Origin of the sequence: Janibacter sp. UYMM211, from assembly GCF_040547045.1 — a bacterium.
Lineage (GTDB): Bacteria > Actinomycetota > Actinomycetes > Actinomycetales > Dermatophilaceae > Marihabitans > Marihabitans melonis.
This window is the reverse complement of record NZ_JBEPOY010000006.1, coordinates 67,422-81,989: the sequence shown is the minus strand read 5'-3', so window position 1 is coordinate 81,989 and position 14,568 is coordinate 67,422. Positions and strand designations below refer to the sequence as shown.

Genomic DNA, 14,568 nt, shown 5'->3' with positions numbered 1-14,568 from the left:
GGCCGGGGCACGGCGTCAGGAGGGGTGGATCAGATCTTGCCGACGAGGTCCAGGCCCGGGGTGAGGGTGTCAGCACCCTCCTCCCACTTGGCGGGGCAGACCTGGCCCGGGTTGTTGCGCACGTACTGGGCGGCCTTGACCTTGCGGACGAGCTCGGAGGCGTTGCGGCCGATGCCCTCGGCGGTGACCTCGGCGAACTGGATGACGCCGTCCGGGTCGACGAGGAAGGTGCCACGGTTGGCCAGGCCCTCGTCCTCGCGGAGGATCTCGAAGCCGCGGGAGATGCGGCCGGTCGGGTCGCCGAGCATCGGGTAGCCGATCTTGCCGATGGTCTCGGAGGTCTCGTGCCACGCCTTGTGCGTGAAGTGCGTGTCGGTGGAGACCGAGAAGACCTCGACCCCGAGGCCCTTCAGCTCGTCGTAGTAGTCCGCGAGGTCGCCGAGCTCGGTCGGGCACACGAAGGTGAAGTCGGCCGGGTAGAAGAAGAAGATCGCCCACTTGCCAGCGATGTCCTGGCTGGAGAAGTCCTTGAACTCACCGTTGACGTAGCCGGTGGCCTCGAAGGGCTTGACCTGGGTGTTGATCAGCGACATGCGAATGTGCTCCTGACGATGGGGGGTGAGGGGGTGGACCCTGTCCGGATCCGTTCCTTCTTTGGAACGGTTCCAGAATAGGTGATTCGTCTCGGGCGGTGCAAGTCAGGGGGTGGTCAGGTGCCCACCCCGTGGACACCCCCGTCAGACCACGGCAGGTGCTGCCCCAGGTCAAGACCTGTTCCGCCAGGTACGGATCGGGTCAGGCGCACTACCGCCGGGCCCGGGGGGCCGCCAGAGTTCGGGGCGCCGCGGCACCCCCTTCGTCCGCGGCTCCCGGCCGGGACCCGGCCACGACACCAGGAGAACCACCGATGTCGATCCGCCTGTCGCACACCCCCCGCCCGCTGGGCCGCGCCGCTCTCGCCCTCGCCGCCACCGCGGCCCTGGGTCTGACCGCGCTGCCCACGACGCAGGCCGCCCCCACGACGAGCGACGCCCCCGCCGCGTCGACCTCGCCCTCCCCCGGCGCCGAGAAGGACGTCCTCGTCGACTTCGTCATGTCGCGCGACGGCGTGAGCCGCGCGAGGGCGCAGTCCTACCTCGACGCCAAGCACGAGCGCCAGGCCGCGATGCGGGCGCTGGAGAAGCGGGGCGTCGACGTCGACGGCGCGTACTTCAAGGGCGAGCGGCTCGTCGTCGTCGTGGGCTCCGACGCGGACGCCTCGGCCGCCCGCACGGCGGGGCTCGTCCCCTCGCGGGCCGCCGGCCAGAGCGAGCTCGACGCCCGCGCCGCGACGATCCTGCGCGGTCTCGGCTCGGCCAAGGACGAGATCTCGAGCATCGGCTCGGACGTCACGACGGGCACGGTCTCGGTGCGCCTGGCCCCCGGCGCGAGCGCTGCGGTGCGCCGTCAGCTGGCCGCGACGCCCGGCGTGACCGTCACCCAGGGCGACACCCTGTCGACCCAGGCGGACGTCTACCCCGGCCGGATCATGGATCTCGTGCCGGGCACGAACTGCTCGCTGGGCTACCCGGGCAAGACCGCGAGCGGCAACAACGTGCTGCTCACGGCCGGTCACTGCGTCGAGGGCCTGCCCGACATCTACGACGCCAACGGCACCCACATCGGCAAGGGCACGAGCTCGCGCTTCCGCACCGGCTCCTCCAGCGTCGACATGGGCCTCATGGACATCGACTCCGAGGACCGCGGTGTGCCGCAGGTCGACAGCCGCGGGCACTCGGGCTACTACGCCGTCAAGGGCATGAGCAAGAACGCCGTCGGCACCGAGATCTGCAAGGCGGGCAACACCACCGGCTGGACCTGCGGGACGATCAAGGCCTACAACCGCACCGTCAACTACGGCGGCACCGTGACCTCCGGCCTCGCCGAGGCCAGCGTGTGCACCGAGGGCGGCGACTCCGGCGGCGCCTACATCGGCGTCGGCAACCTCGCCCAGGGCATGACCTCCGGCGGCCCCGTCGGGGTGGACTGCGGCTACAACCGCGGCTACAGCGCCGGGTCGTACAGCTTCTACCAGCCCGTCGTCGACGCGGCGAGCTACTACGGGGTGACCATCGACCGGATGTGAGGCCGTCGCGAAGGGGGCGGACCGGGGGGTACCCGGGTCGCCCCCTTCGGCGTCGTCGATGGGCACGATGAGCCCATGAGCGACTACTCGACAGGCGACGAGGTCAGCTGGAAGACCTCGCAGGGCACCACCCACGGCACCGTCGTGGAGAAGAAGACGAAGGACTTCCAGCACGACGGGCAGAAGTTCACCGCGAGCGCGGACGAGCCGGCCTACGTCGTGAAGTCCGAGAAGACCGGCGCCACCGCGGCGCACAAGGGCAGCGCGCTGACGAAGAGGTCCTGACCCGCTCCGGGTGAGCCGACGGGGGCGGGAGCTAGTGGCGGCCGGGGGCGGCGAAGAGGGCGGCAGCGGCAGCGCCGGCCTTCGCGTCGCGGATGTCGGACCCCACGGCGGCGACCTGGGCGGCGGTGGCCTTGCTGCCGGAGCGCACGAGCGCGCGGGCAGCGGACTTCGCGGTGGCCGGGCGGTCGGCGACGCCGGTGTTGGCCATGAGGACCATCTCGTCGACGACCTGGCGCTCGGTGCGCAGGACGAAGTTGAGCGAGGTGATGCCGCTCGCGCGCTCGGAGGCCCCCGCGACCTGACGCCACCGGCCGGCCTCGAACCCGCAGACGTAGTGGACCGCCGTCGCGGGGTCGATCGGCTGCAGCCCGACGGCCCACCACGACGGGGCGCCGGCGAGCATCGCGGCGCGGGCCTCGCGCTCCTCCGCCGCGGGCCGCACCCGCTCCGGCTGGGCCGAGCCGACCATCACCGCCCGTCCGTCGGCGAAGCGGGTGAGGAAGCCCCACTGCCCGAACATGTCCTCGTAGAGCCAGTCGCCGTCGTCCGCCGACGGGCCCCCGTCGGAGGAGAACTCGCCCCCGACCCAGACCGCGGCGTAGGCGGCCCACCGGCCGGCGAGGTCGTCCAGCGCCGGCAGGTCCACCCGCTCGAGCCGGCCCGAGGCGGCCGTGGACGCCGAGGAGCTCGACCTGGGGCTCGGCGTCGAACTGCCCGACGACGCCGACCCGGGGCCCGACGGCGTGGGGGTGGACGCGCTGCCGGAGCGCTGCAGCGGCTCCGGCTCGCCCGCGCACGCGGCGAGCGGCGCGAGCGCGCCGGCGAGCAGGAGGGAGCGTCGGTCCCACGTCGTGGTGCGCTCGCGCATACGGGCTCGTCCCCCCTTCGTCGTCTCGTCCTCCCCGCAGGATAGGCACGCGCCCGGCCCCCGTCGCCCGGAGCCACGTATCGTGGGCCGCGATGAGCGCAACGGCACGGGGTCTCGTGCGGGCAGGGGTGAGCGCGGCAGCCGTCCTGTCCGTGTCCGCCTGCATGCCCGGGGGCGGCTCGTCGTCGAGCTCGACGACGAGCGCGGCACCGCCGCCCGCGACCTCCTCCGCCGCCGATATCCAGCCCGAGATCACCAAGCCCGAGCAGCGCGAGCTCACCCCCGCCCAGGTGCGCAAGGCCCTCCCGCCGGCGAAGGAGATCGGCGACGGGTGGGTCGACAACCGCGTCGTGCCCAGCACGATCTCCTACGACCCGACGAGCTGCGGCGACCTCTTCCTCCAGGGCGAGCAGGCCAAGGCCTTCGCGAAGGAGCACCGCGTCGCCGAGGCCAAGCACGACTACGTCACCGACGGGACCGACGCCGACTACCTCGCCGTCTTCGTCTACTCCTTCGACGAGCCGGTGCCCGTCTCGCTGCTCACCGTCGCCGGCGACGCCATGGGCCGGTGCTCGACCTACGACCTCGTCTACAGCGACGGCCAGACCCAGAGCCAGGAGACCCGCGGGCTGCAGGTGCCCGCCGTCGGCGACCGCAGCATGGGGCTGGCCACCGTGAGCGGCAGCGGCTCGACGCTCAACCGGGTCACCGTGCTCTCCGGCCACAGCTATGTCGTCGTCAACTACGTCGGTGACCGATCCGACCCCGGCCCGCTCCTGCGGGACGTCGCCCGGACCACCCTGAAGAGGATGTCGTCATGAGGACACCCGTCGTCGCGGCCACCGCCGCCCTGCTCCTGCTCACGACCGCCTGCGGCGGCGAGGACTCCCCCACCCCGGAGCCGACGAGCTCGACGCCCACCCTGTCCTCGCTCGACGACGAGCAGGTCCAGCGCTACCTGCCCGGCGAGGGCCAGGTGCCCGGCCAGTGGGTCGCCTCCGACGGCGACCCCGACGCCGCCGACGAGCTGACGACGCTGCCGAAGGTCTGCAGCGACATGCTCCTGTCCGGCCGGGTCGGCGAGGACCTGCGCACCGAGCGCACGGGTGCTGCCCGGCGCATCTTCCTGCCCGGCGAGGACGACGGCGGGATCGGCGTGAAGATCACGAGCTATCGCACCGCGGTGCCCGACGAGGTCTTCACCTCGATGGGCGACGCGCTCGAGCAGTGCGGCGAGTACCAGCAGGTGACGGAGAGGGGCTCGACGACCTACCTCGCCGAGGCCTCCACCGGTCCCACCTACGGCGACCGCACCTTCCGCGTACGGATGCGCGAGAAGGGCACCGACAAGGTCGTCGAGCGCGTCTTCTTCAGCGTCGGTTCCGCGATCGTCCAGGTCATCGAGACGCACGAGGGCGGCGACTCGGTGCGCACCGGCGGTCTCGAGACCGCGGCGAAGGCCACCGAGTCCAACCTGCGCGACGGCCCCCGCGAGGCGAGCGGCTCGCAGGAGTCCTCGAGCGTCTCGCCGGGCTTCTGATGAGCTGTCGCGCCTCTCTGGCACTGGGCACCGCCGCGCTCGTCCTCGCGGCGAGCGGCTGCGTGGGCCCCTTCGCCCCCGAGCCCGAGGCGCCGAGCACGACGCAGGACCCCGGTGGCCGTCAGCTCGACGAGGCCGCGGCCGAGCTCGCGCTGCCCATCGTCGGCGACCTGCCGCCCGAGATCACCATCGACAGCCGACCCGCCTCCGAGGTGGCCGAGCAGCGCACCGAGCCCGACGGGTGCCTCGACGCCAACTTCGCCGGCCCGGCGCGCAAGGCCCTCGACGAGCGCGAGGTCGTCGACGTGACGCGCTCCTACACCCACGCGACGAAGTTCGGCTCCGCGAGCGTGACGATCCGCAGCTACGACACCGAGGTGCCCGACTCGCTCTTCACCGCGGCCGGCAGCGCCGTCGGGCGGTGCTCGCCGATGAAGCGCTTCACGACCTTCGAGGGCGACGACGAGGACGAGGTCGTCGACACCGTGACCATCGAGGGCCTCGGCGTGCCCCAGGTCGGTGAGCGCACGTACTCGACCCGCTTCTCCATCACCGACAGCACCGAGGCGCCGAGCAAGGGCGGGGTCGCGGACTACCTCGCCTTCAAGCGCGGCCACACCCTCGTCACCGTCGTCTACTACGTCGCACCCTCCTCGGAGCGGGTCGACGGGCTGACGAGCACCCTGGCCGGCATCGTCGACCGCAACCTCACGCAGGCCTGACATGCCTCGTCGCGCGCTCGTGGTCACCGCCGCCGCCCTCGTGGCGACGGGGTGCTCCCCCTTCGCCTCCGACGACCCGACGAGCGCGCCGACAACCTCCGCCGCGTCCTCGAGCACCCCGCAGGACCGCCTGCACCAGGTGTACTCGCGCGGTGAGCTCGAGGCCGCCCGGCCCGCCCCGGAGGACCTCGGGCAGGGGTGGGGACCGCGTGGGGACGCGACGATCGGCGAGATCGACGACGTGGAGAACGTGGAGCCTCCCGAGTGCGCCGCGATGATCCTGCGCGGACCGGCGTGGCAGGAGGCGCAGGGCTCCGTCGCCGGACGGACGAGCGAGAACTACACGAAGGGGGACGAGCTCGCCTTCGTCGAGCTGCGCAGCTTCGAGCAGCCCTTCCCCTCGGGGCCCTTCGACGAGGCCGGCGCCGCGCTGGGGCGCTGCGCGACGTGGACCTACGACGGCGCCGACTACGAGACGACGCCGCTGACGATGGAGACCTTCGGCGACCGGTCCTTCGCCGTGCGCCACCACATCACCGGCGTCTCCGGCCGGCCCGACTCCTACATCGACACCCTGCGCTTCTCCGTCGGTCACACCTACGTCGTCGTCGCGGCGTCCTCGACCGACCCGAGCACGCCCGACACCGAGGCCCTGCGCCAGGGCGCCCGCTCGATCCTCACCTCGCTCGAGGAGACGTCATGACCACCCGAGCCGTGCGCGGCACCGCCGCGATCGCCGTCGCCTCGCTCCTGCTCGCCGGGTGCGGGTCCCTCCCCTTCGTCGGCGGCGAGGACTCACCCTCGCCGACGACGCCCCCGCCTCGGCAGGTCGAGCCCTACGTCCTCGACGACGAGCAGTCGGCGCGGACCATCCCCGCGCCGCTGCCCGGGTGGGACCGCAGCCAGGTCGACGACACCCCGACCCGGTGGCGCAAGACCGACCCGGCCGAGTGCATCGACGTCCTCCTCCTCGGGCAGCCCCGCCGCGACGCGAAGGCGATGCAGAGCGGGCGCGCCGAGGCGGGGGCGACGACGGGGTCCGGGGAGTCGCTGCGCGTCCTCGGCATCACCGTCGAGAGCCACGAGCAGCCGCTCGACCCGGCGCTGCTCGACCGGGCGGAGCAGGCGCTGCCGCAGTGCTCGGCCTTCGCCTTCTACGGCGAGCAGGCCGGTGCCCAGCTCGACGAGAGGATCTCGGCCGAGCCCCTGGAGGTCGAGCCGGTCGGCCAGCAGTCCCTGGGGATCCGCAAGAGCCTGCAGTCCAGCGCCGCCGGCGGCGAGCAGAAGACGTACTACCTCGACACGCTCGCGGTGCGCGACGGCAACACCCTCGTCGTCGTCACGCTCACCCACACCGACCCCGACACCGACCTGTCGCCGCTGCGCACGACGGCCCAGGAGGTCATCGCCGCGGTGCCCGAGGCGGCCCGGTGACCCACCGATCGCGCGTGGCCGTCGCCGCGCTGGTGCTCATCGCGCTCGCCGGGTGCTCCGGCCAGGAGGAGCCCAGCGCGGCGCCGTCGACGACCCCCGCCCCGACGTCGAGCACGAGCAGCGCGACGACCGAGCTCTCCCCCCAGCAACGCGAGCTCACCGCCCAGCAGGTGCGCGTCGCGCTGCCCCAGGTGCAGGACCTGCCCGGCAGCTGGCGCGAGGTCGACGTGCGCGACACGAGCCGGCTCGCCGCCGAGCCACCGGAGTGCCGCGACCTCTACCTGCGGGGCGAGGCGGCTCGAGGGCTGCGGGTCGACCACCTGGGCGTCGCGAGCGCGGCCGCCTTCACCAGTGGTGAGCGACGGCTCGAGGTCTCGCTGCTGACCTTCGACGAGGTCGTCCCGCAGACGGTGCTCGAGCAGGCCGGCCAGGTCGTCGGCCCGTGCAGCACGCACACGGTCGACCTCGGCGACGGACCGTCGGACGTGGCGGTCAGCGGTCTGCCGGTCGACGAGGTCGGCGACCAGTCCCTCGGGCTGACGACGACCACCGGCGGACGACCCGAGCAGCGTCTCCTCGTGCGCTCGGGCCACACCCTGCTCGTCGTCGTGCACCGCGGTGACGTCGACGACCCGGGTGCGCTGCTCCATGACGTCGCTCAGGGGATGCTCGACCGGGTGGGCTGAGCCCGCGCCGTGGCCGCCCAGGCTGCGGCTCAGAGGCGCAGCGCGGCCGCGGGGGTGCGGGTCGCGCTCGTGCGCGCGTCCTGCTCGTCGACCCCGGCGACGTCGACCGCCCAGCGCACGCAGCGCTCGAGGGTCGAGGTGCTGCCCGCGATCGACCCCTCCCCCTCCTCGACGACGAGACGCGCGACGCCGTCGCGCACTCGCACCGGCAGCGTGCCGAGGAGGTGGTCGCCGTCGCCCAGACCCGTCGCCGACATCGCGTCGCTGACGAGCACGACCCGGTCCGGCCCGAGGGTCTCGAAGACCATCCGCACGACCTCGGGCGCGACGTGCACGCCGTCGGCGATGACCTCGACGACGCACTCGCCGGCGGCCGCCGCGGACATCGCGGCGGCCACCGGTCCGCCGGAGCGGTGGTGGAAGGCCGGCATGCCGTTGAAGAGATGGGTGACGAGGCCGGGTGCGCCGAGCGTGTCGGCGACGAGCCCGAGCGCCGCGCGCACCTGCGCGGCGGGGGCGTCCGTGTGACCGACCGCCGGCACGACGCCGTGCTCGACGAGGGTGCGGACGAAGGGGGCGAGCCCCCCGCTCGTGCGCTCGGGGGCGAAGGTCCAGTGCTTGATCGCGCCGGGGCCGCCGGCGTCTGCGGCGACCCCGACGAGCCGCTCGACGAGCGCCGGGTCGGCGTCGCGGAGCACGTGCGGGTCGTGCGCCCCGCGGCGCACGGTCGACAGGAAGGGACCCTCGCAGTGGATCCCGCGGATCGCCGAGCTGCGGGGATCCCCCTTCGTCATCGCCGCGGCGACGACCCCCACCTGGCGGGCCATCTCGTCGGGAGTGCCCGAGACGAGGCTCGCGACGACCCCGCCGCCGTGGTGCGCGGCGGCGGCGAGGGTGCCCTCGAGGGTGCCGCCGAAGGGCTCCCCGACGGCGCCATGGACATGGATGTCGAGCACGTCGTCGTGCAGTCTCACTTCACGCTGCCGGCGGTGAGGCCGCCGACGAGGTGCCGCTCGATGATCGCGAAGAGGATGACGACCGGGACGACGGCGATGACCGAGGCCGCGAAGAGCTGGTCCCAGTTCTGCTCGTAGCCGGTGATGTAGGAGCGCATGCCGACCGTCAGCGGCTTCTTGTCGTCGTCGATCATCAGGGTGAGCGCCACGACGTACTCGTTCCACGCGGCGATGAAGGTGAAGATCGTCGCCGTCACCAGGCCCGGGCGGGTGAGCGGGAGCATGACGCGCCACAGCACCTGCATGCGGGTCGCGCCGTCGAGCAGCGCCGCCTCCTCGACCTCGGTCGGGATCGAGGAGAAGAAGCCGTGGAGGATCCACACGGCGAAGGCGAGGTTGAAGCCGGCGTTGGTGAGGATGAGCGCGCCGTAGGTGTTGACCATGTTGAGCTCGAAGAACTGGCGGTAGAGGCCGACGACGAGCGCGGTCGGGCTGAACATCTGGGTGACGAGCACGACGACGAGGAAGATCATCCGCCCGCGGAAGCGGTAGCGGGCCGTCATGTACGCCGCGGGCACCGCGACGAGGACGACGAGGACCGTCGAGCCGATCGCGACGACCAGGCTGGTCTGCAGCCACGCCCGGAAGCGCTCGTCGCCGAGGACCTGGGCGTAGGTGTCCCACTGCCACACCCGCGGCAGGAAGCTCGGCGGGGTCGTCTTGACGTCGCGGCTCGTGCGCAAGGAGTCGAGCACCATGACGACGTAGGGCAGGAGGAAGACGATCGCGACCGCGGCGCCCGCGAGGGTGAGCGGGAGACGACGGCGCGGCGTGGTGGCCTGGACGCTCATCGGGTCTCCTCCTTCCAGCTGACGACCTTCATGTAGATCGCGATGACGACGAGGATGAGGATGACGTTGAAGATGCCCGCGGCCGCGGACATGCCCACGTCCTTCTCCTGGCTCTTGAAGGCGAGCTTGTACATGAAGGTGATCGTCGTGTCGTGCGCGTACCCGGGGTTGCGGTCGTTGAGCGTGTAGACGATCGGGAAGCTGTTGAAGACGTAGATGACGTTGAGCACGCTCGCGACGAGCAGCGCCGGCTTGAGCAGCGGCAGGGTGACATGGCGGTAGCGCTGCCACGGGCTCGCGCCGTCGACGGTCGCGGCCTCCATGACGTCGTCCGGGATCGCGTTGAGGCCCGCGATGAAGACGAAGATCGTGAAGGGGAGCGAGACGAAGACGCCGACGACGATCATCGACGCGAGCGTGAGCCGGTCGTCGCCGAGGAAGTCGATCGAGGTGTCGATGATCCCCACCGAGCGCAGCAGGTGGTTGATCATCCCGTAGTTGTAGTCGTAGAGCAGGACGAAGAGCTGGCTGGTGATGACGAGCGAGGCCGCCCACGGCACGATGACGGCCCACCGCACGAAGCGGCGCCCGGGGAAGTCCTTGACGAGCAGCTGCGCGAGCGCCAGCGAGATGACGATCGTCAGCGCGACGACGACGACGACCCAGACGAGGGTGTTCTTGAGCACCACGCCGAGGGCCGGGTGGTCGAGGACCTTCGTGTAGTTGCTCCACCCGGCGTCACCGGTGCGCAGACCGGTGATCGAGTACTCGCCGCGGCTGGCGCTCACGAGCATGATCGCCGGGAAGAGCACGATGCCGAGGATCAGCGCCGTCGCCGGCGCCAGCCAGAGCCAGGCCTGCGCCGAGCTGACCTGACCGACCTGCCGGCGACGGCGCCGCCCTCGGGTGGTCACTGCTGGGACTCGGCGGTCTTCTGGAGCTCGTCGAGCACGGCCTTCGGGTCGCCGTCGGCGGACACGGCGCCGCCGAGGTTCTGCTGGACCGCGAGCTTGACCTTGTCCCACGTCGGGTCGTCGGTCGGGGTGAGCTGCGCGTTGGGCAGGGTGTCGAGGTAGACCTTGAGGTCCTCGTCGTCGGCGAACTCCTCGACGCCGGACTTGGTCACGGGCAGGAAGCCCTCCTTCTCGATGAAGGTGTTGACCTGGTCGGGCTGGTAGTACAGCTCGTAGAACTTCTTCACCGCGTCCTCGTTGCCGTCCTTCTTGAAGGCCATGAGGTAGTCGGTGACGCCGAAGGTCTTCGAGTCCGTGCCGTCGTTGCTCGGGAAGGGCGCGGCCTCGTAGTCGACCTTGTCCTCCTCGTCGAGCTGGGCGGCGAGCGGGCTGAAGCCGACGACCATGCCGGCCTTGCCGGAGGCGAAGAGGTCGAAGGCGTCGGCGCGGTTGGTCTTGCCGGGGTTGTTCTGGGTGACCTTGTCGTCGGTCATCTTCTTGAGGAAGCTCAGCGTCTCGACGTTCTTGTCGGAGTTGATCGTCCAGCCGGAGTCGTCCTTCCACGTGCCGCCGTTGTTGAACAGCCACATGGAGAACTCGCCCTGGCTCTCCTCCGGGCCGAGCGGCAGGGCGTAGCCCGCGGTGCCGTCGCCCAGGGCGGAGACCTTCTTCGCGTCCTCGGCGAGCTCGTCCCACGTCTTCGGCGGGGCGTCGATACCGGCCTTGTCGAAGAGGTCCTTGTTGTAGAAGAGCGCGCGGGCGCTGGAGAGGTCGGGGAAGCCGTAGAACTTGTCCTCGTAGGTCCCGTACTTGACGAAGGTGTCGAGGATGTCGCCCTGGACCTCGTCGCTGAGCACCTCGTCGGCGCTGTAGAGCAGGTCGTCCTTCGCGTAGCTCGCGTACGCGTTGAGGTTGAGGATGTCCGGCGCCTGGTTGTTCTGGATCATCGTCGAGGACTGCTGGTCGATGTTGTCCCAGCTGATGATCTGGACCTCGAGGTCGTAGCCGGTCTCGTCCTTGTACTTCTTGGCGAAGTCGTCCCAGAACGCCTTCGTGTTGTCCTTCGAGTACTCGGCCGCGACGAGCTTGATCGACGTCGCCTTCTCGCCGTCCCCGCCGCCGCCGTCGGCGCTCCCCGCCCCGGTGCCGCCGCCGCAGGCGGCCAGTCCGAGCGTGCCGGCGGTCAGCGCCGCCAGGACCAGTGACTTCTTCGTCATGACTCTCCCTTGTCGACGGCGGCCGACGTGCCGGACCCGCCCTCAGGTGAGAGGCTGCGGGCGGCAGAGCGGGCGTGGTGCTCGCCTCGCCGGTCGCGCTATGGGGGACAACCTAGGCCTGGCATGCACTCTGCGCAAGGACGTTCGTGCGTGCTCGTGTCACGAAACGCGCACGGTCGATCACACGATGTGGACCTGCACACCGACCGCCGTCATCGCCTGCAGCTGCTTCTCCGCGGCCGCGACGCCCTCGCCCTCCGGGCGGGTCGTCACGAGGTGGGTGATCTGGGCGGCGCCGCAGATCGAGGCGAAGCCGCGCGTGCCGAGCTTGGCGGAGGTGGTGACGACGACGACCTCGCCGGCCCGGGCGATCATGCCGCGGATGAGGGCGGCCTCGTCCTCGAGGTCGCAGGTCGCCCCCTCGCGCACGGTGAGGCCCGTGACCCCGACGACGGCCGTGTCGAGCCACAGCTGCTCGAGCGCCTGCATCGCGATCGGCCCGGTCGTCTCGAAGGACTCCGGTCGGGCGACCCCGCCCAGGCTCACGCACCGCATGTGCTGGCGGAGCACCGCCTCGGCGGCGATGTTGAGGGCGTTGGTGACGATGCTCAGGCCCGGGGCCGCGAGCAGCTCCTCGCGCGCGGCGAGGGCGCGGGCGACCGCGGTCGTCGTCGTGCCGCCGTTGAGGCCGACGACCTGGCCGGGCCGCACGAGCTCGGCGACCTTCGCCCCGATCCGGGCGAGGGACTCGTCGCCCTGGCTGGAGCGGTAGCGGTAGGGCAGCTCGTAGGCGATCGAGGCGGCGACGACCCCGCCGTGCTGGCGGGTGACGAGCTGACGCCGGGCGAGCTCGGCGAAGTCGCGGCGCACCGTCGCCTCGCTCACCCCGAGCCGCTCGGCGGTCTCGCTCACCCCGAGGCGCCCGGTCGTCGCGAGCAGGTCGAGCATCGCCGACCAGCGCCCGGAGCGGGTGGCCGCAGGCGTGGCCGAGGGCGCGTCGGGCAGGGCGGTGCCGGCGCCGGGGCCCGGACGGTGGCGCGGCACTGCGTCGTCTGCCATGGTCAGATGGTAGCGGCAGTGGACGTGCGCGGTTGTGCGCGGTTAGGCTGACAATTGAGCATCAGCGATCAGCACGCTGGATCGCGCCGACCGACGCCTCAGGAGCTGCACCATGACCGATCCCCGTACCCACCTGGCCCGCGAGGTCGAGGGGCAGCCGCAGGACTGGGAGCGGACCGCCGCCCGCCTGCCGGAGGTGGCCGACCTCCTCCCCCGTCCGGGCGAGCGCGTCGCGACGATCGGGTGCGGCACGTCGTGGTTCATGGGCCAGGCCTACGCCGCCCGGCGCGAGGAGCTCGGGCAGGGCCTCACCGACGCGTGGGCGGCCAGCGAGCACCGTCTCGACCGCGGCTACGACCGGGTCGTCGTCATCTGCCGCTCGGGCACGACGACCGAGGTGGCCGAGGTCGTCGAGCAGCTGCGCGCCGCCGGCACCCCCCACGTCAGCCTCGTCGCGACGCCGGGCACGCCCGTCTTCGAGCGCTCGGAGTCGACGATCTCCATGACCGACGTCGACGAGCAGTCCGTCGTGCAGACCCGCTTCGCCACCTCGACCCTCGCCCTGCTGCGCGCGAGCCTCGGCGACGACCTCTCCCGCGCCGTCTCCGACGCCCGCCAGGTGCTCGCCCAGGACGTCACCGACCTCGGCCCGCTGCTCACCGCGGAGCAGGTGACCTTCCTCGGGCAGGGCTGGACGGTCGGCCTGGCCCACGAGGCAGCCCTGAAGCTGCGCGAGTCCGCGCAGTTCTGGGCCGAGTCCTACCCGGCCATGGAGTACCGCCACGGCCCGATCAGCATCGCGACGGGCGGCCGCGCCGTCTGGGGCATCGGCGACCTGCCGCAGGGCCTGGCCGAGCAGGTCGCGGCGACCGGCGCGCACGTCGAGCACCGCGACCTCGACCCCATGGCCGAGCTCGTGCGCGTGCACCGGCTGTGCATGGCGCGCGCCGAGGCCCTGGGTGTCGACCCCGACCAGCCGCGCCACCTCACCCGCTCCATCGTCCTCGACGCGAGCTGACCACCGCGATGGGTGCCGTCGACCTCGCCTCCGTCCTGCGTCCGGCCCGCGAGGGCGGGACCGGCGTCGCGGCCTTCAACGTCATCCAGCTCGAGCACGCCGAGGCGTACGCGACGGCCGCCGAGGCCGCGGGTCTGCCGGTCGTCATGCAGATCAGCGAGAACTGCGTGCGCTACCACGGGTCGTTGCGCCCGATCGCGCTCGCGACGCTCGCGATCGCCGAGGACTGCGCCCAGCCCGTCGTGGTCCACCTCGACCACGCCGTCTCCGTCGAGCTCGTCCGTGAGGCGCTCGACCTCGGCATCACCTCGGTGATGTACGACGGCTCGACCCTGCCCGACGAGGCCAACCGCGAGACCACCCGCCAGGTGGCCGGCTGGTGCGCTGCGGCGGGTGCCAGCCTCGAGGCCGAGCTCGGCGAGGTCGGCGGCAAGGACGGCGTGCACGCCCCGGGGGCCCGCACCGACCCCGCCGATGCCGCCCGCTTCGTCGAGGACACCGGCGTCGACGCCCTCGCCGTGGCCGTCGGCAGCTCGCACGCGATGACCGAGCGCACCGCGCGTCTCGACGAGGACCTCGTGGCCGCGATCGCCGCCCAGGTGCCCGTGCCGCTCGTCCTCCACGGCTCGAGCGGGGTCCCCGACGACGGTCTCGTCGGCGCGGTCCGGGCGGGGATGACGAAGATCAACATCGCGACGCACCTCAACTCCGTCTTCACGCAGGCGATGTCGGCACGTCTCGCCGACCGCCCGACCGTCGACACCCGCGCCTACCTCGGCGCCGGCCGCGACGCGGTGGCCGCCGAGGCCGAGCGCCTCCTGCGCCTCCTCGCCCTGCGCCCCTGACCCTCCCCC

17 protein-coding genes are annotated in these 14,568 nt (G+C 72.2%); 10 read left to right on the top strand and 7 right to left on the bottom strand.

Annotated features, from left to right (window positions below; translation table 11 throughout):
• Positions 1-29 precede the first annotated feature (29 nt).
• Complete coding sequence (ahpC, locus tag ABIB53_RS14965) at positions 30-593, bottom strand: alkyl hydroperoxide reductase subunit C (RefSeq protein ID WP_068271642.1); 564 nt, start codon at positions 591-593, stop codon at positions 30-32.
• A 314-nt stretch (positions 594-907) separates the two neighbouring features.
• Between ahpC and ABIB53_RS14960 the strand changes: the two genes are divergently transcribed.
• Together ABIB53_RS14960 and ABIB53_RS14955 are read left to right on the top strand one after the other, a co-directional pair.
• Positions 908-2,125 carry a trypsin-like serine protease gene (locus ABIB53_RS14960; RefSeq protein WP_354588753.1) on the top strand — a complete coding sequence of 406 codons (1,218 nt, stop codon included), beginning with the start codon at positions 908-910 and terminating at the stop codon, positions 2,123-2,125.
• A gap of 75 nt (positions 2,126-2,200) precedes the next feature.
• On the top strand, positions 2,201-2,410 hold the full coding sequence (locus ABIB53_RS14955; RefSeq protein WP_123092550.1) for a hypervirulence associated TUDOR domain-containing protein: 210 nt from the start codon (positions 2,201-2,203) through the stop codon (positions 2,408-2,410).
• A 31-nt stretch (positions 2,411-2,441) separates the two neighbouring features.
• Here the strand turns inward: ABIB53_RS14955 and ABIB53_RS14950 are convergent, their stop codons facing one another.
• On the bottom strand, positions 2,442-3,278 hold the full coding sequence (locus tag ABIB53_RS14950; RefSeq protein WP_354588752.1) for a hypothetical protein: 837 nt from the start codon (positions 3,276-3,278) through the stop codon (positions 2,442-2,444).
• 92 nt (positions 3,279-3,370) lie between these two features.
• On the opposite strand from ABIB53_RS14950, the gene ABIB53_RS14945 reads away from it, so the two are divergent.
• From ABIB53_RS14945 to ABIB53_RS14920, 6 genes are read left to right on the top strand one after another with little or no spacing between them, the layout of a single operon-like run.
• Positions 3,371-4,099 carry a hypothetical protein gene (locus ABIB53_RS14945; RefSeq protein ID WP_354588751.1) on the top strand — a complete coding sequence of 243 codons (729 nt, stop codon included), beginning with the start codon at positions 3,371-3,373 and terminating at the stop codon, positions 4,097-4,099.
• On the top strand, positions 4,096-4,818 hold the full coding sequence (locus ABIB53_RS14940; RefSeq protein WP_191564577.1) for a hypothetical protein: 723 nt from the start codon (positions 4,096-4,098) through the stop codon (positions 4,816-4,818). The genes ABIB53_RS14945 and ABIB53_RS14940 overlap by 4 nt, the downstream gene beginning before the upstream one ends.
• Positions 4,818-5,540 carry a hypothetical protein gene (locus ABIB53_RS14935; protein ID WP_354588750.1) on the top strand — a complete coding sequence of 241 codons (723 nt, stop codon included), beginning with the start codon at positions 4,818-4,820 and terminating at the stop codon, positions 5,538-5,540. Before ABIB53_RS14940 ends, ABIB53_RS14935 begins: the two co-directional genes overlap by 1 nt.
• A 1-nt stretch (position 5,541) precedes the next feature.
• Complete coding sequence (locus tag ABIB53_RS14930) at positions 5,542-6,243, top strand: hypothetical protein (protein ID WP_354588749.1); 702 nt, start codon at positions 5,542-5,544, stop codon at positions 6,241-6,243.
• Positions 6,240-6,974, top strand: coding sequence for a hypothetical protein (locus ABIB53_RS14925; RefSeq protein WP_354588748.1), 735 nt, complete (start codon positions 6,240-6,242; stop codon positions 6,972-6,974). The genes ABIB53_RS14930 and ABIB53_RS14925 overlap by 4 nt, the downstream gene beginning before the upstream one ends.
• On the top strand, positions 6,971-7,660 hold the full coding sequence (locus tag ABIB53_RS14920; protein ID WP_354588747.1) for a hypothetical protein: 690 nt from the start codon (positions 6,971-6,973) through the stop codon (positions 7,658-7,660). The genes ABIB53_RS14925 and ABIB53_RS14920 overlap by 4 nt, the downstream gene beginning before the upstream one ends.
• 29 nt (positions 7,661-7,689) lie before the next feature.
• Here the strand turns inward: ABIB53_RS14920 and ABIB53_RS14915 are convergent, their stop codons facing one another.
• The 5 genes from ABIB53_RS14915 to ABIB53_RS14895 all read right to left on the bottom strand — a co-directional run bounded on the left by ABIB53_RS14915 (position 7,690) and on the right by ABIB53_RS14895 (position 12,696).
• Positions 7,690-8,634, bottom strand: coding sequence for an N-acetylglucosamine-6-phosphate deacetylase (locus ABIB53_RS14915; protein WP_354588746.1), 945 nt, complete (start codon positions 8,632-8,634; stop codon positions 7,690-7,692).
• The gene (locus ABIB53_RS14910; RefSeq protein WP_123092559.1) at positions 8,631-9,467 is read right to left on the bottom strand and encodes a carbohydrate ABC transporter permease; all 837 of its coding nucleotides are present in this window, start codon (positions 9,465-9,467) and stop codon (positions 8,631-8,633) included. Before ABIB53_RS14910 ends, ABIB53_RS14915 begins: the two co-directional genes overlap by 4 nt.
• Positions 9,464-10,381 (bottom strand): carbohydrate ABC transporter permease, encoded by a 918-nt coding sequence (locus tag ABIB53_RS14905; RefSeq protein WP_123092560.1) that lies wholly within the window; start codon positions 10,379-10,381, stop codon positions 9,464-9,466. Before ABIB53_RS14905 ends, ABIB53_RS14910 begins: the two co-directional genes overlap by 4 nt.
• Entirely contained in the window at positions 10,378-11,637 is a 1,260-nt protein-coding gene (locus ABIB53_RS14900) for an extracellular solute-binding protein (RefSeq protein WP_224766997.1), read from the bottom strand. The genes ABIB53_RS14905 and ABIB53_RS14900 overlap by 4 nt, the downstream gene beginning before the upstream one ends.
• Positions 11,638-11,817: 180 nt before the next feature.
• Positions 11,818-12,696 carry a DeoR/GlpR family DNA-binding transcription regulator gene (locus ABIB53_RS14895; protein ID WP_354588745.1) on the bottom strand — a complete coding sequence of 293 codons (879 nt, stop codon included), beginning with the start codon at positions 12,694-12,696 and terminating at the stop codon, positions 11,818-11,820.
• Positions 12,697-12,808: 112 nt separating this feature from the next.
• Here ABIB53_RS14895 and ABIB53_RS14890 point away from each other — a divergent pair, with 112 nt between their 5' ends.
• On the top strand, positions 12,809-13,714 hold the full coding sequence (locus tag ABIB53_RS14890) for an SIS domain-containing protein (protein ID WP_354588744.1): 906 nt from the start codon (positions 12,809-12,811) through the stop codon (positions 13,712-13,714).
• 8 nt (positions 13,715-13,722) lie between these two features.
• Positions 13,723-14,559 (top strand): class II fructose-bisphosphate aldolase, encoded by an 837-nt coding sequence (locus ABIB53_RS14885; RefSeq protein ID WP_354588743.1) that lies wholly within the window; start codon positions 13,723-13,725, stop codon positions 14,557-14,559.
• Positions 14,560-14,568: the final 9 nt, after the last annotated feature.